This window comes from Herpetosiphon giganteus (assembly GCF_016907925.1).
In the GTDB taxonomy this organism is placed as follows: domain Bacteria; phylum Chloroflexota; class Chloroflexia; order Chloroflexales; family Herpetosiphonaceae; genus Herpetosiphon; species Herpetosiphon giganteus.
In genome coordinates this window covers 108880-135318 of sequence record NZ_JAFBCZ010000015.1, presented here as the reverse complement: position 1 = coordinate 135318, position 26439 = coordinate 108880, and the positions used below count along the sequence as shown (strand labels likewise).

The 26439-nt window shown below is 51.5% G+C and carries 19 protein-coding genes; 6 read left to right on the top strand and 13 right to left on the bottom strand.

Going from position 1 to position 26439, the window contains the following annotated elements; translation table 11 throughout:
- Positions 1-183: 183 nt before the first annotated feature.
- Positions 184-1176, bottom strand: a complete 993-nt coding sequence (gene mgrA / locus JOD20_RS14985) for an L-glyceraldehyde 3-phosphate reductase (protein WP_204756041.1) — start codon at positions 1174-1176, stop codon at positions 184-186.
- Between the two features lie 169 nt (positions 1177-1345).
- On the opposite strand from mgrA, the gene JOD20_RS14980 reads away from it, so the two are divergent.
- From JOD20_RS14980 to JOD20_RS14970, 3 genes are read left to right on the top strand one after another with little or no spacing between them, the layout of a single operon-like run.
- Positions 1346-1897, top strand: coding sequence for a hypothetical protein (locus tag JOD20_RS14980; RefSeq protein ID WP_204756040.1), 552 nt, complete (start codon positions 1346-1348; stop codon positions 1895-1897).
- Positions 1898-1953: 56 nt separating this feature from the next.
- A complete protein-coding gene (locus JOD20_RS14975) occupies positions 1954-2520 on the top strand; it encodes a TetR/AcrR family transcriptional regulator (RefSeq protein WP_204756039.1) in 567 nt (188 codons plus the stop codon).
- A 45-nt stretch (positions 2521-2565) separates the two neighbouring features.
- Positions 2566-3921: an alpha-amylase family glycosyl hydrolase gene (locus JOD20_RS14970; protein ID WP_204756038.1), complete on the top strand. Its 1356-nt coding sequence runs from the start codon at positions 2566-2568 to the stop codon at positions 3919-3921.
- A 167-nt stretch (positions 3922-4088) separates the two neighbouring features.
- Here the strand turns inward: JOD20_RS14970 and smpB are convergent, their stop codons facing one another.
- From smpB to JOD20_RS14915, 11 genes are all read right to left on the bottom strand, one after another.
- The gene (gene smpB / locus JOD20_RS14965) at positions 4089-4565 is read right to left on the bottom strand and encodes an SsrA-binding protein SmpB (RefSeq protein WP_204756037.1); all 477 of its coding nucleotides are present in this window, start codon (positions 4563-4565) and stop codon (positions 4089-4091) included.
- Between the two features lie 71 nt (positions 4566-4636).
- Positions 4637-4795: a DUF5679 domain-containing protein gene (locus tag JOD20_RS14960; protein ID WP_041304264.1), complete on the bottom strand. Its 159-nt coding sequence runs from the start codon at positions 4793-4795 to the stop codon at positions 4637-4639.
- Positions 4796-4881: 86 nt separating this feature from the next.
- Positions 4882-5685, bottom strand: a complete 804-nt coding sequence (pyrF, locus tag JOD20_RS14955; RefSeq protein ID WP_204756036.1) for an orotidine-5'-phosphate decarboxylase — start codon at positions 5683-5685, stop codon at positions 4882-4884.
- 110 nt (positions 5686-5795) lie between these two features.
- On the bottom strand, positions 5796-7526 hold the full coding sequence (locus JOD20_RS14950) for a sensor histidine kinase (protein ID WP_204756035.1): 1731 nt from the start codon (positions 7524-7526) through the stop codon (positions 5796-5798).
- Positions 7527-7626: 100 nt separating this feature from the next.
- Positions 7627-8145 (bottom strand): GNAT family N-acetyltransferase, encoded by a 519-nt coding sequence (locus JOD20_RS14945; RefSeq protein WP_204756034.1) that lies wholly within the window; start codon positions 8143-8145, stop codon positions 7627-7629.
- Between the two features lie 70 nt (positions 8146-8215).
- The gene (locus JOD20_RS14940) at positions 8216-9490 is read right to left on the bottom strand and encodes an MFS transporter (protein ID WP_204756033.1); all 1275 of its coding nucleotides are present in this window, start codon (positions 9488-9490) and stop codon (positions 8216-8218) included.
- Positions 9477-9809, bottom strand: a complete 333-nt coding sequence (locus JOD20_RS14935; RefSeq protein ID WP_204756032.1) for a hypothetical protein — start codon at positions 9807-9809, stop codon at positions 9477-9479. The genes JOD20_RS14940 and JOD20_RS14935 overlap by 14 nt, the downstream gene beginning before the upstream one ends.
- An 11-nt stretch (positions 9810-9820) precedes the next feature.
- Positions 9821-11212 carry an FtsW/RodA/SpoVE family cell cycle protein gene (locus JOD20_RS14930; RefSeq protein ID WP_054533129.1) on the bottom strand — a complete coding sequence of 464 codons (1392 nt, stop codon included), beginning with the start codon at positions 11210-11212 and terminating at the stop codon, positions 9821-9823.
- Positions 11213-11258: 46 nt separating this feature from the next.
- The gene (locus tag JOD20_RS14925) at positions 11259-16583 is read right to left on the bottom strand and encodes a diguanylate cyclase (RefSeq protein ID WP_204756031.1); all 5325 of its coding nucleotides are present in this window, start codon (positions 16581-16583) and stop codon (positions 11259-11261) included.
- Between the two features lie 174 nt (positions 16584-16757).
- Complete coding sequence (locus tag JOD20_RS14920) at positions 16758-17843, bottom strand: isocitrate/isopropylmalate dehydrogenase family protein (RefSeq protein ID WP_204756030.1); 1086 nt, start codon at positions 17841-17843, stop codon at positions 16758-16760.
- 138 nt (positions 17844-17981) lie between these two features.
- A complete protein-coding gene (locus JOD20_RS14915; RefSeq protein WP_204756029.1) occupies positions 17982-19355 on the bottom strand; it encodes a hypothetical protein in 1374 nt (457 codons plus the stop codon).
- 230 nt (positions 19356-19585) lie between these two features.
- Here JOD20_RS14915 and JOD20_RS14910 point away from each other — a divergent pair, with 230 nt between their 5' ends.
- Positions 19586-20845 (top strand): cysteine desulfurase-like protein, encoded by a 1260-nt coding sequence (locus tag JOD20_RS14910; protein ID WP_204756028.1) that lies wholly within the window; start codon positions 19586-19588, stop codon positions 20843-20845.
- Positions 20846-20910: 65 nt separating this feature from the next.
- Here JOD20_RS14910 and JOD20_RS14905 read toward each other — a convergent pair whose 3' ends face one another.
- Positions 20911-21636, bottom strand: a complete 726-nt coding sequence (locus JOD20_RS14905; protein WP_204756027.1) for a glycosyltransferase — start codon at positions 21634-21636, stop codon at positions 20911-20913.
- Positions 21637-21831: 195 nt separating this feature from the next.
- Here JOD20_RS14905 and JOD20_RS14900 point away from each other — a divergent pair, with 195 nt between their 5' ends.
- Both JOD20_RS14900 and JOD20_RS14895 read left to right on the top strand, forming a co-directional pair.
- On the top strand, positions 21832-22485 hold the full coding sequence (locus tag JOD20_RS14900; RefSeq protein WP_204756026.1) for an SOS response-associated peptidase: 654 nt from the start codon (positions 21832-21834) through the stop codon (positions 22483-22485).
- A 96-nt stretch (positions 22486-22581) separates the two neighbouring features.
- Positions 22582-26397, top strand: a complete 3816-nt coding sequence (locus tag JOD20_RS14895; protein WP_204756025.1) for a tetratricopeptide repeat protein — start codon at positions 22582-22584, stop codon at positions 26395-26397.
- Positions 26398-26439: the final 42 nt, after the last annotated feature.

Sequence of the window (26439 nt, the reverse complement as noted above, 5' to 3'; positions counted from 1 at the left end):
AATTCCTCGGATCACTGGCTGCTGACACGTCCAGTATACGCGGATTCTCTGCCGTTTGTACATCGCATCGATTAACTACCTACCCTTGTAAGGAGGGGGCTGGGGGGTAAAGGAACGCTCCACATTAGATGAATTACTAAAACCTACCCTTGTAGGGAAAGGGGGCTGAAAGATGAGGGAATCCTACTCTGCCAAAACGGTTTCAATCGCCGTTAATTCATCATCACTGAAGCTCAACCCAGTTAAGGCGCTAAGTGCATCGTCGATTTGGGCAATTCGGCTAGCTCCAATCAGCACCGAGGTCATGGTTGGGTGACGTAGCACCCATGCCAAGGCCATTTGGGCGAGCGTTTGGCCCCGAGTTTGAGCCAAATCATTCAATTTGGCAACTTTGGCTAAGGCACTATCGGTAATATGGGCTGGCTTGAGAAAACCATGGGCTTTGGCTGCCCGCGAATCACCTGGAATGCCCTGCAAATAGCGATCAGTCAACAATCCTTGGGCCAATGGCGAGAAGGCAATACAGCCAATACCTTGATCAGCTAAGGTTGCCAACAACCCATCTTCAACCCAACGATTAAACATATTGTACGATGGCTGGTGAATCAGGCAGGGCGTGCCTAATTGGCGCAGAATTGCACTGGCGGCGGCGGTTTGCTCAGCTGAATAATTCGAAAGCCCCACATACAGCGCCTTGCCACTGCGCACAATATGGTCGAGCGCTTGCATGGTTTCTTCGAGCGGCGTTTCTGGGTCTGGGCGATGATGATAGAAAATATCAACATACTCCAAGCCCATGCGCTTCAAGCTTTGGTCGAGGCTCGAAACCAAATATTTGCGCGAACCCCAATCGCCATACGGGCCAGCCCACATATAATAACCAGCTTTGGTCGAAATCACGATTTCGTCGCGATAGGGCTTGAGATCGTGTTTGAGCATGCGGCCAAAATTCTCTTCAGCCGAGCCTGGTGGCGGCCCATAGTTATTGGCCAAATCAAAATGGGTAATCCCGTGATCAAAGGCGTGCAGCACCATCGAGCGCGCATGTTCATACACATCAACGCCGCCAAAATTATGCCATAGCCCCAACGCCACCGCCGATAATTTTAGGCCGCTTTTGCCACTGCGATTGTAGCGCATCGTCGCATAGCGGCTATCCTTGGCTTGATAACTCATATAAATTAACCTCATTGGTCTGCTGGCGTGCAACAGACAGGAAAATCCTTTTCGATTATAGCACGCTGGTTTTAGGCAATTTTGATTTTTGCATCAGCTGTGCATCATTCATTCAGCCCCAAATTCTGCGACGATTACTCCATTAGCAACTGTCATTTGGAGAGAATGTATGCGCTACCAACGTTGGTTAATTGGTCTGTTTACAATTGTGCTCGTCGGTTGCACTAATCCACTGCAAATTGGTATTACTCCAACTGTGATTCCATTTCCGACTGTTACGCCCGAACCAAGCGTGATTCCGTTTCCGACCGCTACGCCAGAACCATCGGTTAAGCCATTATCGCTGGTAACTGCTTCGCCATTCGTGCCAACCGAGGTTGTTTTGGCAACCGCAACCCAAGTTGTGCCAACCGAGGTTGCCTTGGCAACCCAAATTGTGCCAACGCCCGAACTGCCAACAACACCCGAACTGCCACTTGCCGAATGTCAGCAAGCGGTGCAGGCCAAGGCGACTGACTATGTTTTGATCGAATTTTCGCCAGAGCTGATGCGCTTAACTCCCCTAAGCGAAAACTCTTGGGAGCTGGTTTCTACAGTTACGGCACGTTTTAACAACCCTAGTGTCAACGCCACCTTTGAATTACTTTGGTCGTGCAAGGTAAGCCTTGATGCTGCCCAACAATGGTCAATTGATGATGTCTATTACACTAGCGAATGGTAAGCCCTTGACAACTTCAATACCTTTCTCTATACTTATCGGTATAGAGAAAGGTCGTTATGGATAATCGAGCTAAACTGCTCGAACAAGCGTTGTATTTATTTGCCCAACGCGGCTACGATGCAATTGGCGTGCAAGAAATTGTCGAGCAAGCTGGGGTTACCAAACCAACCCTGTATCACTACTTTGGCAGCAAACGGGGCCTGCTAGAGGTATTAATCAACGAGCGGCTTCAACCATTAATCGATCGATTAGCCCAGGCTACGAGCCATGCCAACGATGTGCCAGCCAGTTTGGCAGCAATTTTTCAGCTTTATTTTGATTTTGCTCAAGCCGAGCCATTGCTCTATCGCATGCAATTGGCGATGTGGTTTAGCTTGCCCAATAATGAAGCCTTTCAGATTGTTGCGGTTAGTTCAGCCCAGCAACAAGCCTTGCTCGAAAGTTTTTTCGTGCGCGCAAGCAGCTTTCACGGCAATATGCGCGGTCGCCAACGAGTCTATGCTGCTACCTTGCTTGGCACAATCAATACCTACATCGGCCTGTGCTTGAGTGGCGCTGTTCAGGCATCGCCGCAAATCATTCATCAAGCTGTGCAGCAATTTTCATATGGCATTTATTCCTAATTTTTTTAGCTAACGCACTATACCGATCGGTATATAGGAGGATGTATGCACTCATGGGCCAACGACGCACAAGCCTATCATATCTACCCCTTGGGGCTTTGTGGCGCACCAACGCACAACGATCAAACCAGCACGCCGGTTGCGCGGCTGAATCAACTTCATGGCTGGATTGAGCATCTGCAAAGCTTGGGCATCAATCTGCTGTATCTTGGGCCGGTGTTTGAATCAAGCGCTCATGGCTACGATACGATCGATTATTTCAGCGTCGATCGGCGGCTGGGCACGAACCACGATTTGCAGCAGTTAATTGTTGCTTTGCACGCGGCAGGCATTCGGGTAGTGCTTGATGGGGTTTTTAACCATGTTGGCCGCGATTTTTGGGCCTTTCGCGATTTGCAAGCCCATGGTCGCGATTCAGCCTATGCCGATTGGTTTGCTGGCTTAGATTTTAGCCAACGTAGCTCCTATGGCGATGGCTTTGGCTATCAAGGTTGGCATGGCCACTACGATTTAGTTAAGTTGAATTTACATAATGATTCTGTGCGGGCATATCTTTTTCAAGCAGTCAATGTGTGGGTTGAGCAATTTGCGATTGATGGGTTGCGGCTCGATGCTGCCGATCAGATCGAGCATAGCTTTTTGGCCGAACTCGCAGGCCATTGCAAACGCCTGCGCAGCGATTTTCTGCTGATTGGCGAGGTTGTGCATGGCGATTATCGTCAGTGGGCGAATGCAGGAATGCTCGATAGCGTGACTAATTATGAAGCTTACAAGGGCTTATATTCAAGCTTGAATGATGCCAACTATTTTGAAATTGCTTACAGCCTCAATCGTCAATTTGGCGCTGGCGGTATCTATCGGGCTGCGCCATTGTATAACTTTGTTGATAATCATGATGTGGATCGAATTGCGAGTACATTACATAATCATGCGCAGCTGTATCCTTTGCATTTGCTGCTCTACACGATGCCTGGAATTCCCTCGCTCTATTATGGCAGCGAATGGGCATTGCTTGGCCAAAAGACCGCTACCAGCGATCAGGCATTGCGGCCAACATTGCCCCAACCAGATTTGGTGCTTGCGAATCAGCCTGATTTGCTGCCAGCAATTCGGTGCTTTAGCCAACTGCGCCACGACTATTCAGCGCTGCGCCATGGCGAATATGCCCAGTTATATGTTCAGGCTGAGCAACTAGTGTTTGTGCGCTGGACGAAGGAACAAACGCTTGTGGTGGCCTTGAATGCAGCCATTACAGCCCAACGCTGTCAATTTGCGGTGCCATTTGGCGAAGGCAGCCTGCTTGAAGATCGCTTGAATGGTGGCGAAACGCGGGTGCTGCATGGTCAACTTCAGCTGACACTTGAGCCAACCTGGGGCCAAGTTTGGCAGTTAATTAATTGATTAATCCATTCCCGCAGTGGTTAAATGCGTAATATCCCCTCACCCCAACCCCTCGCCCATCTGATGGACGAGGGGCTTTTACGGTGGTTCATGTGTGAATCATAGTGAAAACGGGTGCTCCCCTCGCCCGCGTGCAGTGGGCGAGGGGGTGAGGAAACTTTAATCAACTACTCGTAACGATTTTTCATGGCGCGATCGATTTGGCGTTTTGCATCGCGATCGGCGATAGAATTACGCTTATCGTAGAGTTTTTTACCTTGAGCAACCCCAAGCTCAACTTTGGCCAAGCGGCCACGCATATAAATTTTGAGTGGCACTAAGGTCAAGCCTTTGGTTGCCAAGGTTTGGTGCAGCTTCAAAATTTGGCGGCGGTGCAAAAGCAGCTTGCGTGGGCGCATTGGCTCATGGTTAAACAACTCACCAGTTTCTGCGTAGGGCGCAATATGCGCATCGTAGAGCCAAATTTCACCATTTTGCACCCGCGCATACGAGCCACGCAATTGAACTTGGCCACGACGAATCGACTTAATCTCAGTTCCGCGCAAGACAAGGCCTGCTTCATAAGTATCTTGAATAAAATAATCATGGCGCGCTTTGCGGTTATCGCCCATGACCTCAATCGAATCTTTACTCTCTTTAGCCACGCTTCGTTCCTCCAAAAAACCAAATTGGGTAGGACAGTCTGCCCTACCCTAGAGCGATCTGTGAAAGTGGGTTATTTCTTTTTTTCGCTGGGCAAAAAGCGCGTCAAGTTGGTGCCACATTCTGGGCATTTGCCCTTGGCTGCGCGTCGCCCGTTTTCCATCTGAATCACTTCAGCATTGTCAACAGTGCGTTTTTGCTTACACTTGACACAGTATGCTTCAACCGTCATCGGTTGTACCTCCTAGCAACTAAGGAACGAATTGAGCGTTACTATATCACGAACAATGCCAGTACACTAGCCACAAGGCATCCCTACTACGGGTGATTTAAGGCTTGTTTAGGCCCTAAAAAGCTTTGGGCAACCTCGCGGGCCGCCTCACCGAAGCTACTAGTACTGCTAGCATACAAAACTGAGCGCGAAAGGTTGATAATAGCCTGCTCGCCAGCCGCCGCTAGTACTGCCCCAATATCGCCGCCTTGGCTGCCAACGCCAGGCACCAACAACGGCAATTCAGGGTAGCGCTGATGAATCGTGGCAATCTCCTTAGGATAGGTTGCGCCAACCACTAGCCCACAGTTGTGGTTGCCATTCCAGCGTTCAGCCACCAGCTCGGCAATTTTCAAAAACAATGGCTCGCCATTCGCCAAGGCCAAATTCTGCACATCGTCGCCGCCAGGGTTCGAGGTGCGACATAAGATAAAACAGGTTTTATCGGCGCGTTCCAAAAATGGTTGCAATGAATCGTAACCCATATACGGGCTAAGCGTAATCGCATCAACCCCAAGTTCGTCGAAGGCGGCGCTGGCGTAGGCTTGGGCCGTTGAGCCAATATCGCCGCGCTTAGCATCGAGAATAATTGGCAAATGGCTTGGAATGCTGGCGATTGTTTGCTTTAATGCTTGCCAGCCTGCACTGCCCAAGGCCTCATAAAAGGCAATATTTGGCTTATAGGCACACACAAGATCGCTGGTTGCTTCGATAATTGCCTGATTGAATTGGACAATTCCGGCTGCGTCACGGGTCAGGTGTTCCGGCAAGCGGGCCAAATCGGGGTCAAGCCCAATACACAGGGTTGAACGATTGCTGGCCACCGCTGCCCGGAATTTTTGCATAAACATGGGTTTGCTCCCACTAAATTGCTGCCCGTACCTTATGATACTCGGATTTTGCCAAAACCCCGCAACTATTGGGATTAACTCATGCCTGAACCCTGACCACTAAACCCTTGTTATTGCACCCGCGCTGCTGGGAGCGAGCAATAAAAGGTCGTGCCATGGTGTAATTGCGATTCAACCCACATTTTGCCGCCATGTTGAGCCATAATTGCCGCGCTAATGTATAAGCCCAAGCCTGAGCCACTAGCGACCGTCGAGCCTTGGCCGCGATAAAAACGCTCGAAAATATAACCCAGTTCATGGCTTGGGATGCCCATGCCATGATCGCTGACGCTGAGCACAACTGCTTGTTCTAGCTCGCTTTCGCTGCTAATGCTGGCATTGGTGGGCAATGGCGCTTGATCAGCTGGCATAATCCGCAGCGTAATCGCCCCGCCATTCGGCGAATAACGAATCGCATTGATTAATAAATTGGTCAGCACTTGGCGTAAGCGTTGCTGATCGGCAGCTAGCTCATAGTGATCAAGGTTGCTTTGCAGGCTAATGCTATGGTTTTGCGATAAGGCTTGGGCGGCTTCGACCTCATCGGCGGCCAATTGCACCAAATCGATGTTTTGCATAAACAGCCGAAAGGTGCCTTGCTCCAAGCGACTCACATCAACCATATCTTCAATCAATTGCAATGCTTGCTGCGATTTGGTGGCAATTGTATTGAAGGCCTTTTCGCTATAGGTTTGGTCGCCACGGCGGAGCTTGCGCATAGCCAGTTGGGTTGTGCCAATCACCGTCGTTAAGGCATTTTTGAGATCATGGGCCACCGAAGCGATAAAGTTGCTGCGCTCATCCTCGCTGATGCGTCGGCGTTCGGCCTGCACAACTTCTTCGAGCAGGTTCTCATTTTTCAAGGCATAGCCGAGGCGCACCCCGATAAAGTTGAGAAAACTCAGGGCATCATCGTCAAACTGTGAATCTTCAAGGCTGGCGAGCACAATCACGCCCAGCCGCTCGTGGGTATCGTGAATTGGCACAATCAGCACGTGTTGCACGCCAAGTTGGGCGAATTCAGGCCAATTTTCGTCATTTAACGCTAGGCGTTGAACTTGGCCACTCTGGTAGCACTCGTGCAGCAAGGCATTACTGGCTAACGGAATATGATCCAGCCCTTGCTCGCGAACTTGCAGCGCCAAGGGTGTTTCGCTCATGCCCAAGGTCACAAATTCTTCGGTTTCAGGGCTTGGAATAGAGATCAAGGCCAAATCGGCATTGCCAATTTCACACAATTGCTCGGCGATCGTATGCGCCAAATCGCCCAGCGATGGTTGCTGGCTAATGCCCGAAATTGTGCGCAACAAGGCAATAAATTGCGAACGCCGTTGATGGCGCAGCCAAAATTGGCCCCGTTCTAAGGCAAGGGCCGCCAAATCGGCCAGAACAGTCATAAAGCGCAACGATTCGCGTAATGGCTCGTTGGGCGTTGGCTCGGTAAAAGCCGCCAACGCGCCAACTGTATGTCCGTTCAAGCGAATTGGCGCGCTAATCCAGCCGCGAGCCTCTGGTTTGAAGGCAAATTCAAGCGTGCGCCACAATGGCAAGGCCTGAATTGGCTCCAAAGCGACGGCCCGACCCATGGCAACAACCCGGGCTTCGGCACTGGTTGGCGCTAAAACACGGGTTGGCAAATTGTTACTATTGGCTTTGAGCCAAAGTTGCTCAGCCTCGTATAACACAATATAACTATGCTGCAAATCGAGCAATAATTGACTATTCGTAATGATTAACTGCAAAATATCGTCAAGTTCCCAGCCAGCTTCAATTGCCTCGACGACTGAATCAAACTCATTCAACGCACTACTCCTAGCCCACTACCAGCGGCAGGGACAGCAGATTTCAACCATACAGATTATACGGACGTAGACCAAAAAATAAATTAACAATCTACTTGAGTCAGTGGTGATTAAGTTCTCCCTCGCTGATGGTTGGGTCGAGATAGATCGTCACATCGCTTTCGCCATGCGAGGTGTGCATATGATAGGGGAAGCCAGAGCGTCGAATTAGCCGCAGCATAGCGGTATTTTCAGCGAGCACCGAGGCTTTGAGGTAGCGCAAGCCGCGAACTAGCGCCACTTGAAATAAGAGATCGAGCATAAAACTGCCCACACCATGGCCCTGAAAATCGTCGCGTACCAAGAGCGCAAATTCAGCTTGAATATGGTCTGCGCCAGCTAAACGAGCCACAGCTACAATCCGCTCGTGGCCATCTTCGTTGAGCAAGGCAATCAGCGCATCAGCATGGTCGTGGTTGAGGGTCGCCAAGCGGGCCGATTCTTCAATCACGCGCTCGATTGGAATATTGATCATAATTGTGGCAAAGCGCAGTTCGAGGGTGCGCGGCGATAAACGCCCATACAATTCGACTAACAATTTGGCATCGTCAGGCGTGATATGGCGAATCGCTAAGTCCACTCCCAACTTGCTTGTCCAACGAACAAGTCCAGTCTGGGGAAATGGCGTTACTGCGGGCATGGTGGGTTCTTCAATTGTATTGTTTAATCGTAGCATAATCGGCATTGGTTGGTGGGGTACGTGCAGCAATCATGGCTGCCATACCGAGGCAAAGGGCCGAGAATAAAAAGGGTGCTGCTGGCCAACGGCTAAATAAGCTTGCGCCCAAGGGTGCGGCCACGGTCGCGGTTAAAGCGCCTGCAATCCCGTAGATTGCCAAGGCTGCTCCCCGTTGTTGTGGAATCACACTTTCTGCGAGTAAAGCTTCCAAGGCGGGAACATAGCAGCTCCATGCCATGGCTTCACAAGCCCATAAAATGGCGGTTATCGCGAGCTGTGGGCTGATGGGAAGTGCTAGGTAAACCAGCATACTTACTCCAAGCCCAAGTTTTGCAGCCCGCCGATAGCCAATTCGATCAGCAATGCGCCCAAGGCGTGCAGGAAAAAGCGCATAAATAATGCCTGGCACAATATAGGCTACAGCGACTGCCGCCACGCTTGCCCCAAAACGATGAGTCAATAACGGCACGGTCATTGGAATCGAGGCACTATACGCCGCGCTAATGCAGCTTTGGGCTAGCAAAAGGTTGCGGATGCTTGGCTGACGTAAGACACTGCGCCATGGTGTTTCTATTGTACCGCGTTTTGCTGCAAGCGCATGGGGCCATGAACGGAGACTGAAGATTCCTGCCAAAACTACGCTACTGCTAAAGACGCTATATAGCCCATGAAACAGCGCTGTGCGCGGAATTGGGTTGGGCAACTGGCTTACGATGGGATTGAGCCAGCTGAATTGTTGTAATTGCTGGCGCGTCTCCAAATCCCAACCAATAAAGCCAATTCCGGCAATAATTGAGCCGATAATTGTGGCAATTGAGCTGGCCATGGTCAGTCTGCCATAGCCCGAACCGCGTTGGCCAGGGCTGGTTAATTGGGCAATCAGCAAGCTTAGACAGATGGTCGAGCCTGCGCGACCCATGGCCAAAAGCGCTTGACCAGGTAATAACCACGTGCTGCTCGGCGCAAAACTCCAAATTGCAAAGCCGCTCGCCAATGCCACCAAACTTACCCGCAACAACAGCTGAATGATCCCACGATCGGCGAGCCAACTCAAGCTCAGCCGCGCTAAAACGCCAAATGCTGCGCCCAAGCCAACCAAATTACCAATAACTTGCGGCGAGCCACCCAAGGCTTGCACATACAAGGGCAGCAAAAAATCGCCAACGCCAACGTGCAACGAAATGAGCAGTTTGATGATTAATGGCCAGCTTAAGGCTTGGGCCGACTGCTGATTATGCGTGCTCATCAGACTCAGACGCGGCGGCTGGCTCATCGGGCTGGAAGGCCCACCAAATTTGCATTGCCAAATACGATGTTGTAATTAACACTAGCCCGCTACCGAGCGTAACGCCAATCACCAAGCTTCCAAGTTCTTCGATTGGCCATGGTAAAACCCACGCAATCAAAAGGGTTAAGCACAGCATTAGGCTCGGAATCACCAGCATTAAGCAGAGTTGCCAAACTGGCCGCAAGCGTTGCCACCAGCGCAAGCCCCCAAAAAAACCAATAATTGCGAGCAGACATCCTGCAATCGCTGCTCCAATGCCAATCACAACCCAATTCACGCTGGCCTCGCTTAGGTTTGCTTCTGAGTTGTTGTGGAAATGCGCAAAAGCAAGCCAACAATTACAAAGTTCATCACAACCGATGAACCACCATAGGAGATAAACGGCAGGGTAATCCCAGTCAAGGGAATGACGCGCAAGTTACCACCAATAATGATCAATGCTTGGACTGCCAAAATTGTGGTCAGGCCAACCGCCAGCAATTGTTCAAAGCCGCGAAAACGGCCTGGAATGGATAAGGCAATGTGATAGCCACGATAAATCATCAGCACATACACAATCAAGATGCCAATTGTCCCCATCAGGCCTAACTCTTCGGCGATTCCAGTATAGGCAAAGTCGGTATGCACCGCTGGCACATAATAGGGCGCGCCCAAGCCCAGCCCGCTGCCAGTCACCCCGCCCGCCGAAAGTGCATATTGGGATTGTACAATCTGATAGCCCAAACGCGCAGCATCTGACCAAGGATCAAGCCAAATCGCCACCCGCTCTTGGACTTTGCCAATGTATTGGTACATCACATACGAGCCAATCGCGAATGCACCAAAACTTGCCCCAACATACCAGCCATTGCCCGTCGCCACATACAACATTGCAATGAAGATGCCGAACAGCAACAAGGCAGCGCCCAAGTCGCTTTGCTTGACAATCAAGGCCATACACAAGGCCCAAATGCCGCCCATCGGCACCAGATAGGGCAATGGCGGCAGGGTTATGCGCCCAAGCCGATAGCCGTGATTAACTACCTCGCGGTGTTCAATTAGGTACGAGGCGAGGAACACCACCAAGATAATTTTTAGTAGCTCTGCTGGCTGAAACAAAAAGCCGCCAGGCAAGCGAAACCAAACTTTCACGCCGCTATTGTTGGGGTCAACGCCGATGATAAACGTCAAGACCATCAGGCCAACGCCAAGCAGCATCCACGTCCAGCGGTGGTTTTTGAGCCATTCCATCATGCCGGTGCGAAACAGCCGAATAAAGATCCAGCGATCCCAATCGACAAAGACCATCAGCACCAGCAAAATGACCCCAATCGTCACAAACGCCGATTGTTTGGCCGCAACATCGCCATAAATGTCTTTATCGAGGGTTGGCGCAACCCGTGCCGTAAATAGCAAGCCCAAACCCGAAAGTACCGCCACCAAGGGCAGCAAAATTTGGTCGGCATTGGGGTTGCGATACGAAAGCCCAGCGCTGACCACCAAATACAGCAGCAGCGGCAACGACGATGGCCATAGCACGCTAAACAACGATTGCAACGAGCCAACATCGGCCTCTAAACGGCGTTGGCCTGTGGCAAACACCATCATGTAGCCAGCGGCAAACAATAGCAGCACGGTTATGAGCAGCTGAACTTCAACTAAGCGCACGCGCCGCAAGTTGCGCAGCATATCACGCACCATATCAGGCCCTCCAAATGCACCAAACTTGAGCTATTGTAGCACAGCCCTAGGCCATCATAACCCGATCGCGTCCGGTTTCTTTGGCAATGTACAGCCCTCGATCTGCCCGATCCAGCAGGCCGGCCACTGAGGTATCATCTTTGCTCAACCCAGTCACGCCAATGCTGACGGTTAAGCGAATGCTGGCTTGTTCATGCTGAATCTGATGGCGACTAATTGCTAAGCGTAAACGCTCGGCGATGGTTACTGCTGCCGATAGATCGGTGTCTGGCAGCAAAATCGCGAATTCCTCGCCGCCATAGCGCCCAAGCAGATCGGTGGGGCGCAAGTTGGCCCGGCAAAGATCGGCTACCGTGCGCAAGACCAAATCGCCAACCGAATGGCCATAGGTGTCGTTGACCCGTTTGAAATGATCAACATCGAGCATCATCGCTGCCAGTGGATGATCGCTGCTGCTCGTCAGCACCCATTGGCGTTCGGCCAACTCAAAGAAATGGCGGCGGTTATTGACTTGGGTCAGCGAATCGGTAATCGCCAGCCGTTGGACTTGGCCAAATAATTGGGCATTGGCAATCGCCACTGCTGCCTGCGAGGCAAATGTCATTCCCAATTCAGCCTCGTGCTCGGAAATGGCGTTTGGCTCATCGCGATCGATCGCCATAAAGCCGATAATTTCGCCACGCGCTAGCAATGGCAAGCCCAACCACGAGCGCGCTGGATGCTCGCCATAGCCGTTGAAGCGCGAATCCTTAGTTATATCGTTAACAATCAGCGGCTGACGAGTCGTCGCCAACTCGGTGAATAAGGCATCATCGGCGCTTATAATTTTTGTGCCGCGCATCCAGAGGGTTGGGCTTGGGCTTTCAACCTGCTCAAATTTGAGATAGGCATCGTCGCAGAGGGCAATGCACGCGCCATAATAGGGCAACAATGAATTAAGCTGATTCAAGACAAATTTCAAAACATCGGCCAAATCGAGGGTTGCATTCAACACGGTTGAAAGTTGGCGCAAATGCTCAGCCAAGCGCCGTTGCTCGCGTTCAGCTCTGATGTGCATTTCAAGCTGGGTGGTGCGCGATTTTTCTAAGCCTAGTGCAATATGCGTGGTTACGGCGCGGAGAATAATCTCATCTTCTTGCGAGAAAAAGCCCCAAGCCAACCGATTATCAAGGTAGACCACGCCCAAAAACTGGCCATCGAGCATCAGCGGTGCTGCCAAAACGCTGCGTAAATTGTGGGCCGTAACGCTCTCGCTGCTGATAATTAAGGCATCATCGGCTCCGCTAACAATGACCGGTTTTTTGGTAATCCGCACACGTTCAAGCACCGTTCGGCTATAGCCTTGCAAGCCCTCGCTCAGCTGATTGCTTGCTGCATCACGCGCCGCTCGTAGTTGTAATTCATCGTTTTCGAGCAAAAATAGGAACGCTCGCTCAGCGCCCAAAATCCGAATTACTGAATCAAGCGCGGTTTGGGCTTGCTCAGCGAGATCGTAGCTTTGGGCCCAGGCCAAGCTCACCGAAAGCAGCGCATCCAATAAGCGTTGCATGCGGCTATCATCAGGCCGGAGGCCCTCTTCGCTAATGATGCTGGTCGTCGAATTCAGGCGTTCTGGGTCATCAAGTTGGAAGCTTTGGGCCACATGGCGCATCCGCAAGACCCATTGATGATCAAAGGCGATTGTATAGGCGCGGCTGGCTTCGCGTTTGGCGGCGGCCATTTGCTGCTGCATGCCAAACAGATGCGCGCGAATTCGATGGGCCTCGTATAAAATCCATGGCGCATCGTGCAGATGGGCTAATTGTTCAGCTTGGCCTAAAAGGGTTAATGCTTGGGCAAAGCGTCCGTCGAAGCCATGCGCCGCTGCGACAATCACCAAGGCATGGCCGCGCAAAATCGGGGTTGTCGCCACGACTAAGGCTTGGCGCGCGGCAATTCGCAGTCGTCGCAAGGCAACCCGCTTGCGTTGCTGTAAAAATTGGGCAATCCGAATATAGCCCTGAAGCATATAGACATAACGCGAATGGAATGGCATCATGCGCGGATTATTACGGCGTTGGCGATTAAAATGGCGCAATAATTGATCGTTTTGCTGGCCAGGATCGCCTTGTTCTAGGTTGACGATCATCTGCGAAGCATCGGCCAAATTTTGCCACGCCAACAACCATTGCTGACGAGCTTTGATTTCGGGCACGGGGTAGCGTTGGGCTTCGGCGGTAAAGCCAAGGCTAATTAGCAGCGGCGCAGCCCATAATTTCAAAAACCAGGTTTGTTCATTATGATGATTATGTTGCTCAAAGCGCTCAAAGGTTTCTTGCACCAATTGCCATGCTTCAAGCACGTGGCCGCGCAAAAAGAGCAAGAGCACGCTATCAGCCACCGCATGGCCATAGGAGAGCGAATCAATTGTGGTAGCATGTTGACGTAATGTTGAACGCAATAGACGTTCGGCTTGCACTTCAGCGCCAATAATATGGCTAATAAAGCCTTCGTACAAACTAACCCGCGCTTGCAAGACAGGATCAGGGCTGGGCGTGTTGGCGATCGTTTTGGCCTTACTCAGCGCGTGTTTGGCGAGCCGATTTTGGCCAGTCATGGCCCACATACTTGCATAATTGCTCAAAGCTCGCACGCGGGCCGGGCGGCTGCGCCCACGTCGCGCCCACACCAACGAACGCAAAAACAAGCTCACCAACAACAACATTTGGCTATTGAGATAGGCATACATGCCCACCGTATCGTAAATTTCCAGCAAAATGATGATCCGTTGCTGTTGTTGTTCTGAGCTTGGGCAAATCCATGTGCAGCTACTGCTAAACAAACGTCCCAGCGAGCGGCCAATATCGCCAACCAAACCAGTCAACGTGCGCTCTAAGGCTGGCTCGCCCAAGGCTTGAAAGGCCTGATCGAAATAGCGCCAGATCTCACGCGGCTGTTGTTGCCAGGCATAAATATGGGCAATCGCGACCAGCAATCGCGCACGCTGATCGGAATCATTGGTTTCTTCAAGTGCTGCTTGCAGGTGGAGCAAGGCGGTTTGGTTTTGGCCTAAGCGTAGGCAAAGTTGGGCAAATTGGGCATGTTGCTGTGGCTGAAAGATCAGGGCTTGACCTTGGGCAATCTGATACGCCTGTTCAAAAAAATGATAGGCCTCATCGTAGGCATATTTTTCGAGCGCGACTTGGCCTGCATTGCTCAAAATGGTAAAGCCACGGGCCAAAAATGCTGGATCGTGGCTTTTGGCGCGGGCATAATGATAGGCCAATTGGTACATGGCCTCAGGCTCAAGCTGCTCGTGATCAAGATTTTTGGCAATTTGGGCGTGCAATTGTTGTTGTTGCTCAGGCGCAATGCCTTCCAAAAATACTTGATAGATATTTTGATGCGCAAAATGATAATGGCCCGAAGCGCTGCGCTCGATCAGATGGCTGCGGCCACCAATCGTCAAGGCCTCGTCAACCTCGCTGGCTTCGCCGTGCCATAGTTCAAGCAGGCTATTGCGCCGAAATTGAAAGCCCAGCACCGCCGCTAGTTCGAGAATCGCCCGCACCTCAGGGCTAAGCTCGTCGATGCGGCCAAGCACCAAGCGCACCACATGCGATGGCAAGGCTAGTTTGGTCAGGCTTTGATCATCAATCATCCAACAATTATTGACCAAACGCAACATCCCAGTATCCAACAAGGTCTGGATGTATTCGCGCAAGGCAAATGGGCTACCAACGCTGCGAGCCACAATCTCGTTGATAATCTGCTGATCGACACTATAGCCGCCCAAATAGCTCGTAATAAATTGGGTCGCTGCCTCATCACTTAACGGCTGGAGCTGAATCAGTTGAATCGGTATTGGTTGGTTGCTGGTTAGTCGTTCATAAATCTGTTGGCCGTCGAGGCTGGCATTCAAGGAAATAATTAAACACAATGGGACTTGTTGAATCCGCCCAATAATCCTGCGCACCACATTAAAACTGGCATCGTCAATGGCTTGTAAATCGTCGATAAACCAGACCGCAGCAGGATGTACGCGCGTCATCCAGAGCAGCAAATCGGCCAGAATTGCATTAAAACGCTCATAATCAACTGCAATTTCTGGATGTTTGGCTGGGGGCAAAATTGGCTGCAAATCGGGAAATGTGCGCACCATCAATTCTTGGTAGCCTTGAACCAATTGGCGCAGTTGCTCCTCTGCATGGCGGCGCTGGCTTTCGGGCATTAATTCCAAGTAGTGTAAATATTGCTCAAACGGGCTACGCAACGCACTATAGGGCAAGGCCGTATCTTTGACGCAGGTTGAGCCAAAGGTTAGGCCTCCCAGCGAGCGGGCACGATGCAAAATCTCACGGCCTAATTGGCTTTTGCCCAAACCCATCGCGCCTTTGATGACAATCACGCTGCCATGGCCTTGGCGTGCGCTGTTCCAGCCTTGGCGTAGCACAGCCAATTCTGCGTCGCGGCCAATCAAATCGTTATCGTATAGCGCGCCAGTCCAAAGATCGTCTGCGCCCAGCCGAATTGGCCGCCCAGCAGCCAGCATTAAATTTAAGCTATCAAGTTGAGTAATATCCGAGAGCAAACCCTCGGCAGTTTGGTAGCGATCATCAGGATCTTTGGCCAGCAAGCGGGCAATAATTTCGGCCAAAGCAGGCGAGACATGGCCTGCCAACGAACGCACATCAGGCGCTGGCACCAAGGCATGTTGACGCATCAAATCGGCAATATTTGAGGAATTGAAGGGCGGCACGCCAACCAAACATTCAAACAGCACAGCGCCCAAGGCATACAAATCCGAGCGCGCATCGACCGTGCGTTTAAGGTAGCCGGTTTGTTCAGGCGAGCTATAGCGCAGCGTGCCTAAAACATGGATTTGTTCTGGGTCGAGGTTATTGTGAATCGCAAAACCAAAATCAATTAATTTAACCTCGCCTGAGGGCTGAATCAACATATTGCGCGGCTGAATATCGCGATGGGTGATGCCCTGGCGATGAACGGCGGCCAAGGCACTCGCCAAATCTTTGGCCAAGCGGATGACCATGCTTTCGGGCAATGGCCCAAGCTCCACCAAATCGAGCAAGGTTTGGCCTTGCACCAACTCCATAATGATATACGGCATCTCGTTATAGTGATCAACCTCGATCACTTCGGGCAAGCTGGGATGCCGCACAAGCGCCAAGGCACTGGCCTCGCGGCGAAAGGCAGCAGCGGCCATGGTTGGTGATTGGGTTCCATTTAAGCGGGGAATTTTTAGGGCATAGGTCTGGCCATCGCGCACACAGCGATAGACGGTGCTATGCAAGCCCCGTCCAATCTCGCCCAAGATGCGCACCTTGGGAATCGCAGGTAATTCTGATGTTGATGGCCATGTTGATTGTGTCATATGGGTTCGAGAATGCCAAACAGTGGATCACACCATGCCACAGCTACCTACCATTGTTCATTCGCATTGGCTGAGATGCAGTGTACCATGAAGCCCAATTAAATGAGGGTTCTTGATTGTTAAGCTGTGGGTAGCTGGCGATCATGCAGCGCATAATCGCCAGCTAAAGCTCACTTAGGCTTGCAATTTTGCGATAATTGCATCGGCCATTTCGGCAGTCCCAACCGCGGTTGGGTCATTGCGATCATCTTTCAAGTCGTAGGTAACATCTTTGCCTTCGGCAATGATCGATGCTACCGCAGCATTGAGCCGATCGGCAGCTTCAGTTTCGCCCAAGTGGCGCAACATCAACTCGCCAGAGAGAATCAATGCGGTTGGATTGACTTTGTTGAGGTTTTTGTATTTTGGTGCTGAGCCGTGGGTGGCTTCAAAAACGGCACCATGTTCGCCGATGTTGCCGCCAGGCGCAACGCCTAAACCGCCAACCATACCAGCGCACAAATCGCTCAAAATATCGCCATACAAGTTTGGCAACACCAGCACATCGTAAAGTTCTGGCTTTTGCACCAACTGCATACACATATTATCGACAATCCGATCGTCGAACTCGATATCGGGATAATCTTTGGCAACTTCGCGGGCCACTTCCAAGAACAGCCCATCGCTGAACTTCATAATATTGGCTTTGTGGACAGCGGTCACTTTTTTGCGATTGTTGCTGCGCGCATAGTCAAAGGCAAAGCGCACAATGCGCTCTGAGCCTGGCACTGACATCGGCTTAATCGAAATCCCGCCTGGCTCTTTGATCAAGGCATTTGGGCGTTTTTGCAGCAACCAATTGCGCAATTCGGCAACTTCTTCCGTGCCGCGCTCAAACTCAATCCCTGCATAGAGATCTTCGGTATTTTCGCGCACAACTACCAAATCGATGTTTTCGAAGCGTGAGCGCACGCCGGGGTAGGAACGGCATGGGCGCACACAGGCATAGAGGTCGAGTTCTTTACGAATCGCCACATTGACTGAGCGAAAACCAGTGCCAACGGGGGTGGTAATCGGCGCTTTTAACGCCACTTTGGTTGAACGAATTGATTCGAGCACAGAATCGGGCAATGGAGTACCAAGTTGCTCCATCACATCGACCCCTGCATCCTGAATATCCCAATCAAAAGCCACGCCTGTAGCTTCTAAGACCCGGCGTGTTGCTTCGGCAAGTTCTGGTCCTGTTCCGTCACCACGAATCAAGGTAACCCGATGAGCCATTGATTGATCCTTTCGATTCAAAAGCCCCTGCATTTTTACGGTCGAACCGTAGGAGCATTATAGCATCCTGCGGCCTGTAGCGACAAAAAAAGAGATGAGCAGTTGCTCATCTCTTTTAATCAAGCCGCAAGCCAACGCTTACTTCTTGAAGAAATCAAGCGGGCCTTCGCTGGCTTGGCCATCGCCACGGCTGAAGCTAAGCGCTGATTTTCCAGCTTCACGCATGCTTGCGGTTGATAAACTGGTTACGCTATTGCTGCGCATGCGCAAGAAGGCATAGGCCTCGCGACCACTTTCGCTGGTCGAATAGATTTCATAAATGCCTGGTGGCAAATTATTGTTGGGTGCAAAGTAAACATTGGCATAGTCAATCGATCCATTGCCATCAGCAATGACCCCAAGGACTTCAGTTACCAAATCACCATCTTCGTTTAACGCACCAACAGCTACTAATTCGCCTGGCACAAAGCCTGAGGCATAGAAATTGTAAACCGTATCTTGGCGACCTTCGCGAGGATCAACCCGCGCGTTGTAATCTGCTGGCAGTGGTTGCTCTGGTGCTGGCGTAACTTCAAAATAGCCAACGCTCGCATGACCGCTGCTTAAGCCTTGAGCAGTAATCGCCCATTTGCCAAGCTCAGTCCCATTATCGCTACCAAAGAAAATTTGTGATGACGTTAATGAGCCATCAGCATCAGCATTGGTCGTGCCGTTAGCTGGCATAACTTGACCACTCGGCGTGGTTGCCCAGAGCGCAACTTCTTCGCCAGCTACAAAGCCAAAGCCATTGTAGACAAAGATTGTGCCTTGTGGGCCTGAGCTTGGGTTGACCGTTGCATCTTTGTTGCCTGGGTTGCTTGGTGGTGGCCCTGGCGGGCTGCCTGGTGGCAATGGTGCGGTCAGCTCACGTGGAGCCAAGCGGCGACCTAAATCGCTCACAACCACCCGTTGCCCAGCAGGATACTCAGGCCAGAACTCAAAGCGCGCCCGTTCAAAATATTGAACCGTATGCCATTTGTTATCAGATGAAAGAATTTCATCCATTTCTTCGCTGATTGGGAAGCCGAATACACCTAAACCACCTTTGGTTTCCCAAATAGTTTTAAAACCCCACATAACCATGTGGCTGGTTTCAGGGAAGTAGCGATGGTTTGCATCGTTTGGCTGCGGTGGAATTTGCGGAAACACCCGATTCACGGTTGCTTCACGGCCCAAAAGCCCCAACTCAATCGAGCCATTGCTGGCTATTTCAAAGCGTGCCCGTTCAAACCATTGAATGGTTTTGCCGCGTGCATCGCGATATTCTTCAGTAATCGGGTAACCAAAAATTTGCAAGCCACCATTGGCAGCCCAGTAATCGCGGAAACCACCACTAAGATAGTGACCGGTTTCAGGATAGTAGGTTGGCGGATCGGCAGCATTAGAGGCGTGAGGTCGGGCAACAATCAGAGTTAAAAGCATCATGACGATGATTAAACCCATGCTGCGCCGCACGGTCGAACGTGGGAGCATACCTCCTCCTTATGGATTAATTTAAAATGAGAATCCCTCCTGAGTATACCGATAATAAGGGCTTTTTGCAAGTCTCGATTAGGCATTTTAGGCCTTAAAATGAGGATTAAACGGGGTTAAACGCTGAAAGCTTGTGCTGATAAATCAGCATTATCCAGATCTTGTATCATAGCTTTATCGTACCAACTAGGAAGTGTCCAACCAGCCTAGTCTAGTTCCAAGGAGTTGCCATGACGGTCGATCTCGCTCCATTTCGTAGTCACTTTCCTTCATTAAGCCAAACTCACGCGGGGAAACCCTTAGTTTTTTTTGATAATCCTGGCGGAACCCAAGTGCCGCAACAAGTTATTGGTCAGATGACCGATTATTTGCGGCGCTCGGTTGCCAATACCCATGGCGCGTTTCTGACCAGCCAGCGCACTGATGCGGTGATTGATGAATGTCACGCTGGGCTAGCGGCCTTGCTTGGCGGTGAGCCTGATGAGATTGTGCTCGGGGCCAACATGACATCGCTGACCTTTGCGCTGAGCCGTTCGTTGGCTCGTGAATGGCAAGCTGGCGATGAAATTATTCTGACCATGCTCGACCACGATGCCAATGTTACGCCCTGGCTGTTGGCCGCTGAAGAGCGTGGCGTAACCGTGCATTTTGTTGATTTTAACCCTGATGATTGTACGCTGCTGATGAGCGATTTCGAGCGCTATCTCTCGCCGCGCACGAAGTTGGTAGCAGTCGGCTGGGCTTCGAACGCTTTTGGCACAATCAACGATGTGCAAACCATTGTGCAGCAAGCGCATGCGGTCGGCGCGTTATGCTTTGTCGATGCAGTCCAAAGTGTGCCGCATCTTCCATGTGATGTTAAAGCCTTGGATGCTGATTTTGTGGCATGTTCAGCCTATAAATTTTTTGGCCCGCATGTTGGTGTACTCTGGGCCAAACGCGAACATCTGGAACGACTATTTGCCTACAAAGTGCGGCCTGCACCCGAAACCCTTCCCAGCCGTTGGGAAACTGGCACCCAGAATTTCGAAGGCCAAGCTGGCATTAACGGCGCGCTGGAATACCTCGGTGGCTTGGGCGTGGGCTATATGGAGCGCTACGATGCCCAATTGGGCGATATTTTTGGCCAGCGGGCAGTGTTGTTGGCGGCAATGTATGCCATTGCTGAAGCTGAACATAGCCTTGGTCAATATCTGATTCAAGGTTTGCAAACCCTCAAAGGGGTGCAATTGTATGGGATTGTGCAACCAGAACGTGGCTATATGCGTGTGCCAACCGTGGCTTTTCGCCTTGCTGGGTTTACGCCGCAGGCGATTGCCCAAACCCTCGGCAACGAAGGCATTTGTGTTTGGGACGGTCATTATTATGCCTTGCGCGCTGTTGAACGCTTGAAGTTGCTTGATCAAGGTGGCATGGTGCGGGTTGGCTTGGCCCACTATAACACCCGCGCTGAGATCGATCGCATGCTAACTGTGCTTGAGGCACTGTAAGTTTTGGCGTTACGCCAAAACCCCCGCTCAGCTTTTGCAATGAGCGGGGGTTTGCTGTTTAGTGCTTAAATGTGTTTGGTTTTGGTTTGTTCTTGTTGGGCTAATTGGCTGCGCACCGCAATCAATTCGCGGAAAGCGCGCAAAATAACCGAGAGTTTAGCGCCAGTTGGGTTGCCAGCTACCCGTGGGCGATGGCCATTAATCGCCACTTCTTCAAAGCGAAAGCCTGCCCGTTTGGCGCGTACCAAAAATTCAGCGCTAAATGTTGCACCGCGTGATTGCACTTGCTCTTTGAGTGTATCGACCACATGGCGTTGCATCAATTTAAAGGCACAATCAATATCGCGTGCGGTGTAGCCAAATAATAACGTGACCAAACGGCTCCAGCCCCAGCCATTTAATCGCCGCATCAGTGGGTCGCGCCGTGGCGAGCGATAGCCAACCACCAAATCTGCTTGATCAATTTTGGCCAACAATTTGGGCAACTCGCCAAGGTCAAATTGGCGATCTGCATCGGTAAAAAAGACCAAATCGGTTTTGGCGCTGGTGAGGCCTGTCCAGACTGCCGCCCCATAGCCTTGGTTGACCTCATGATCGACCAAGCGCACATGGGGATAGCGGGCTTCTAATTCACGCACAACTGCCGCAGTGTTATCACGGCTGCCATCGTTAACCACAATCACTTCATATGTACGGCCAAGGCTTTCGAGGGTATTGACAACTTCCTCAACCATGGCTGGAATGTTTTCAGCTTCGTTATAGGCGGGTAAGGCCACCGTGATGCTTTTCACGTTGAGAACTCCCATTGTTCGCAGATAGGGTTAAGTGCAGCCCTCCACGCATGGGCTTGCAAGCGACTATTGTAGCATAAAGCTTTTTATTGCCTTAAAAGCGAACATGTGTGTTTACTTTTAGAATTTTTAACGGTATAGTTAAGCTTGGGTAACCGATAGTAGCTTTTGGGTGATTACCAAGGAGTGAAACCAATGTGTGGACGCTATTCGATCACTGCTGATGGTCAACAGGTTGCGATGCGTTTTGGGGTGCAAGTGGCGGGCGATTGGCAAGCGCACTATAATGCAGCGCCAAGCCAGAATTTGCCTGTTATCCTCAACCGCGATCCGCAGAGTGTGCAATGGTTGCGTTGGGGCTTAGTGCCGCATTGGGCCAAAGATCCCAGCATTGGCAACAAAATGATTAATGCCCGCGCCGAAACTTTGCTCGAAAAGCCCAGCTTTCGCGAGCCATTGCGCAAACGGCGTTGTTTAGTGCTTGCCGATGGCTATTATGAATGGCAGGCAACCGCCAAGGGCAAACAACCAATTCGCTTTGTGCTCGACGATGGCCAACCATTTGCCATGGCCGGTTTGTGGGAAGAATGGCACGGCGGCGAAGCACCACTGGCAACGTTTAGCGTGATTACCACCTCGGCCAATGCCATGGCTGCCGCAGTCCACAATCGCATGCCGGTTATTCTTGCGCCCGAAACCGAACGTGATTGGCTCAACCCTGAGATCGATGTTGCTGATTTGCTGCCACTCTTAACGCCATTCGCTGGCGAAAAAATGAGCGTCTATCCGGTTTCAACCAGGCTCAATTCGCCAAGCAACGACGACCCAAGTTTGATTGCACAGGTCTAAACCATGGTCAGGGGATTTGCATAGGACTATAGTACGGGCTATACTAGCAGCGAGCGTAATAAGCGCGATGATTTAACTGGGCGTAGGAGTTGCTCTATGCAAGCACGCTGGTTTGCTTATTTGCCGCCGTATATTGTTCCCCGATTGCTCGACCAACGTGCCTCCGCTGCCACCCAAACTACCAAACATGGGCAAGCAGTCGTGCTTTTTGCTGATATTGCTGGCTTTACGCCGTTGAGCGAAGCACTTGGCCACCATGATCAGCATGGCACTGAAACCCTGACCCGTTGGTTAAATCGTTGTTTTGCGCCGTTGATCGATGTGATTGAGCGCTTTGGGGGCATGATTAGCAATTTTGGCGGCGATGCAATTACTGCCTTGTTTCCGATCAATCAGCCTCAGCGGGCGCAGCGCGTAGCCGCCCGCGTCGTGCGCTGTGCGCTCGAAATGCAACATTTAATGCAGCAATTGGGCGCAATTGAGATTCAAGCAACCAGCTGGCGTTTAACCCTCAAAATTGGCATTGGCGCTGGCCATGTGCTCTATACCACGGTCGGCGATCCCAGCAAGCGCTGTGTTTCGGTGGTTGGTGGCTCGGCCTTGTTGCGCTCTGCCGAGGCCGAAAATCAGGCCCGCTCTGGCGATGTGGTGGTCGATTGCGACTCACTAGATTGTAATTTATTCACCGTCGAGCCACTTAATCAGCGCTTTAGCCGCGTGCTTGGGCTAGAACAGACGGTGCGCGCTCAGCCAATTCGCTGGCCCGAACCAATTACGCCGCATCCGCCCGCTCAATTTGATGCCTATCTCCACCCCACAATTGCCCAACAAGTGCGTGAAGGTCGCACGGCGTTTATCAACGAACGGCGCTCGGTTAGCTTGTTGTTTGTTAATTTCGATGCCCCCGATTATGATCGCGACCCGTTTGCTGCCGAGCGCCTCAACCACTACTTTCGCGAGGTGCTGCGCATCGTCGAGCGCTACGCTGGCTATCTGAATAAAGTTGAAGTTGGCGATAAAGGCAGTAGCTTTTTGGTCTTGTTTGGTGCGCCAGTTGCCCACGAAAACGATAGCGATCGAGCGGCGCATTGTGCTCTAGAACTGCGCGCATTGCCTGAATTCGAGGCCAGAATCGGCATCAACACGGGCTTTGTATTTTGTGGCTTGATTGGCTCGGAGCGCCGCCAAGAATATACGGTCATTGGCGATACGGTGAATTTAGCGGCTCGTTTGATGCAGCAAGCAAGCCAAGGCCAAATTTTGCTCACCGAAGCCACCCAAGCCACGCTTAGCTCCACGTTTCTAACCGCGCCATTGCCAGCAGTGCGGGTCAAAGGCCGCAGCGAATTGGTCGAACTCCACGAATTAACCGATTTGCGCCAAACCGCAATTCGCGGCCAAGAGCCAACCTATGCCTTGCCAATGGTTGGCCGTAGCCAAGAATTACAGTTCGTCGGCGAATTGCTGAGCAAAATTAAGCAAGGCCAAGGCCAGGTTTTGGGCATCACTGGCGAGGCTGGCATGGGCAAATCGCGGCTCGTGGCCGAAATTCGGCGGATTGCGCGGGCGCAACGGGTGGCGGTTTATAGCGGCGAATGCCTCTCGTATGGCACGACAATTAGCTATTTGCTTTGGCATAATTTGTGGCGCTCATTTTTTAATGTTGACCCAGAGTGGCCTCTTGATTTGCAAATGTTGCAGTTGCGAGCGCAATTAGCATTAATCGATCAAGATTTGTTGGATTGGATGCCGCTGCTGGCGAGTGCACTTCGCTTGCCAATTCCCGATCAATCATTAACCAAATTACTCGATATTAAGTCGCGCAAAATGTTGCTTGAATCGTTGCTGGTGGATTGTTTGCGCTATCGCGCCAACGAAACGCCGCTTTTGCTGGTGCTCGAAGATTGCCATTGGATCGATTCGCTCTCGAATGATTTATTGGCCCGCATTACCAAGGCAATTCGCGATGTTCCAGTGCTGATTGTGCTGGCCTATCGCCCATCAGCCGAGCGCGATCAAACCATGTGGCACGAGCTACGCCAGCTTGACCATTGGACCGAAATTGAGCTGCAAGAATTTACCTTCGATGAAACTGCCGAATTGGTGCGGCTGAAAATCAAACAACTTTTGGGCAATCGCCAAGTGCCTTCCGAGCAATTGGTTGGCAAATTGACCGAACGTGCCCAAGGCAACCCATTTTATATCGAAGAATTGATCAATTTGGTGGTTGAACGTCAGCCCAATTTGAGCGACCCCAAAGCCATGGCCCAGCTCGATTTGCCCGACAGCTTACACCGCCTGATTATCAGTCGCATGGATCAGCTTGAGGAGACGACCAAACATACGCTCAAAGTGGCGAGCGTGATTGGGCGTTTGTTCAAGGCCAATTGGCTGTGGGGCGCATACCCCCAACTTGGCAGCGCCGAGCAAGTGAAACAGCAACTCAACACGCTGAGCCGCATGGATCTTACGCCGCTTGATCGAGCTGAACCAGAGCTTGAATACCTGTTTAAACATGTTGTAACCCAAGAAGTTGCCTACCAAAGCCTGCCGCTGGCAACGCGCGCCGCGCTCCACGAGCAGGTTGGCGATTATTTGGTCGAAACCTATGGAGTTGAAGGCGCAGCCGATTTGTTGGCTCATCATTATGGCATGAGCAACAATCTCGATAAACAGCGCAACTATTTTCGCAAGGCTGGTGATGCGGCGGCGGCCCGTTATGCCACCGATGTCGCCTTGAGCTACTACGAGCGCTGCTTGCCCTTGCTCGAACCCCACGAAAGCTTGGATATTTTCTTTGCGATGGGCGAAATTTACAGGCAAATTGGGCGTTGGAATGAGGCCGAAGCAATCTACCAGCGCTTATTGAGCCACGCCCAACCCCAAAACCAACTGGCCGCCTTGGCCCGAGTTTGGTACGAAATTGCCGATGTGCAAAGTAGCCAAGGCCTGCACCACGTGGCTATGCAAAGCATCGTATCAGCCTTGCAATATGCCAAACAAGCCAATGATCAGCGTGCTCATTGCAACATTCTCCAGCGTATGAGCTGGATTGCCAGCTTTCAAGGCCAACTCCACGAAGCTTGGCAAACCAGCGGATCGGCAGTCACAATTGCTCGTGATGCTAATGATTTGCATAGTTTGGCTTTGGCGCTCAAGACCCATGGCTATATGAATGTGTTGCAGGGCCAATTTAGCAGCGCCGAAGTGTTGTTTGAAGAAGGTTTGGCCTTGCACCGCCAACTTGGCCAGCGCGAAGCTGAAGGCCGCATGTTGAATGTGATGGGCGAAGCCGCCCGCCATCGTGGCGATTTCCAACACGCAGTTGACTTGTATCAACAGGCTTTGGCGATTGGCCGCGAGTTGCGCAATCCCGAATCTTTAATCATGTATTTGAGCAATTTGGGCGGGGCGCTGGTTGGGCTTGGCACCTATGAAACCGCGATTGCAACCTTGAACGAAGCCTTTGATTTAGCGCGGGCAACCACGTGGTATGGCATTGCCGAAACCCATCGTTTTCGGGCCGAGGCTGCGCTTGGTTTGGGCTATCCTGATGAGGCGATTCGGCATATTCTCCAAGCGCATCATGCTGCGCGCGAGCGCCAACAAAGCCTCGAATTATGCGCCGCCTTGCGGGTTTTGGGCAGTGCGTTAAGCCAATTGAATGAGCCAATCCTTTTGCCCCCCAGCCTGCCTACTACCGCCCAAGCCTGCTTTGAACAAGCCTTGCACATGGCCGAAAGCAGTGGTTCGCAGGCAGAAATAGCCGCAATTCAAGTGGCTTTGGCCGAAGCTTTGCAACGTCAGCAACAGTTGGATAAGGCCCGCCACGCATTTCAGCACGCCTATCAAATCTACGGCCAATTAGGCATGGATGCGCTGCAACAACGGGTAGCCCAATGGTTGATCTAGCACAAGCAGATGTTAACCACAACAGCCGAGATTTTGTCTCGG

What these genes read in the sequence shown, in the direction of transcription:
- mgrA (WP_204756041.1), bottom strand. Translation starts at nt 1,176, where the DNA reads ATGAGTTATCAAGCCAAGGATAGCCGCTATGCGACGATGCGCTACAAT.
- JOD20_RS14980 (WP_204756040.1), top strand. Translation starts at nt 1,346, where the DNA reads ATGCGCTACCAACGTTGGTTAATTGGTCTGTTTACAATTGTGCTCGTC.
- JOD20_RS14975 (WP_204756039.1), top strand. Translation starts at nt 1,954, where the DNA reads ATGGATAATCGAGCTAAACTGCTCGAACAAGCGTTGTATTTATTTGCC.
- JOD20_RS14970 (WP_204756038.1), top strand. Translation starts at nt 2,566, where the DNA reads ATGCACTCATGGGCCAACGACGCACAAGCCTATCATATCTACCCCTTG.
- JOD20_RS14960 (WP_041304264.1), bottom strand. Translation starts at nt 4,795, where the DNA reads ATGACGGTTGAAGCATACTGTGTCAAGTGTAAGCAAAAACGCACTGTT.
- pyrF (WP_204756036.1), bottom strand. Translation starts at nt 5,685, where the DNA reads ATGTTTATGCAAAAATTCCGGGCAGCGGTGGCCAGCAATCGTTCAACC.
- JOD20_RS14940 (WP_204756033.1), bottom strand. Translation starts at nt 9,490, where the DNA reads ATGAGCACGCATAATCAGCAGTCGGCCCAAGCCTTAAGCTGGCCATTA.
- JOD20_RS14930 (WP_054533129.1), bottom strand. Translation starts at nt 11,212, where the DNA reads ATGGTGCGTGATATGCTGCGCAACTTGCGGCGCGTGCGCTTAGTTGAA.
- JOD20_RS14925 (WP_204756031.1), bottom strand. Translation starts at nt 16,583, where the DNA reads ATGACACAATCAACATGGCCATCAACATCAGAATTACCTGCGATTCCC.
- JOD20_RS14920 (WP_204756030.1), bottom strand. Translation starts at nt 17,843, where the DNA reads ATGGCTCATCGGGTTACCTTGATTCGTGGTGACGGAACAGGACCAGAA.
- JOD20_RS14915 (WP_204756029.1), bottom strand. Translation starts at nt 19,355, where the DNA reads ATGCTCCCACGTTCGACCGTGCGGCGCAGCATGGGTTTAATCATCGTC.
- JOD20_RS14910 (WP_204756028.1), top strand. Translation starts at nt 19,586, where the DNA reads ATGACGGTCGATCTCGCTCCATTTCGTAGTCACTTTCCTTCATTAAGC.
- JOD20_RS14900 (WP_204756026.1), top strand. Translation starts at nt 21,832, where the DNA reads ATGTGTGGACGCTATTCGATCACTGCTGATGGTCAACAGGTTGCGATG.
- JOD20_RS14895 (WP_204756025.1), top strand. Translation starts at nt 22,582, where the DNA reads ATGCAAGCACGCTGGTTTGCTTATTTGCCGCCGTATATTGTTCCCCGA.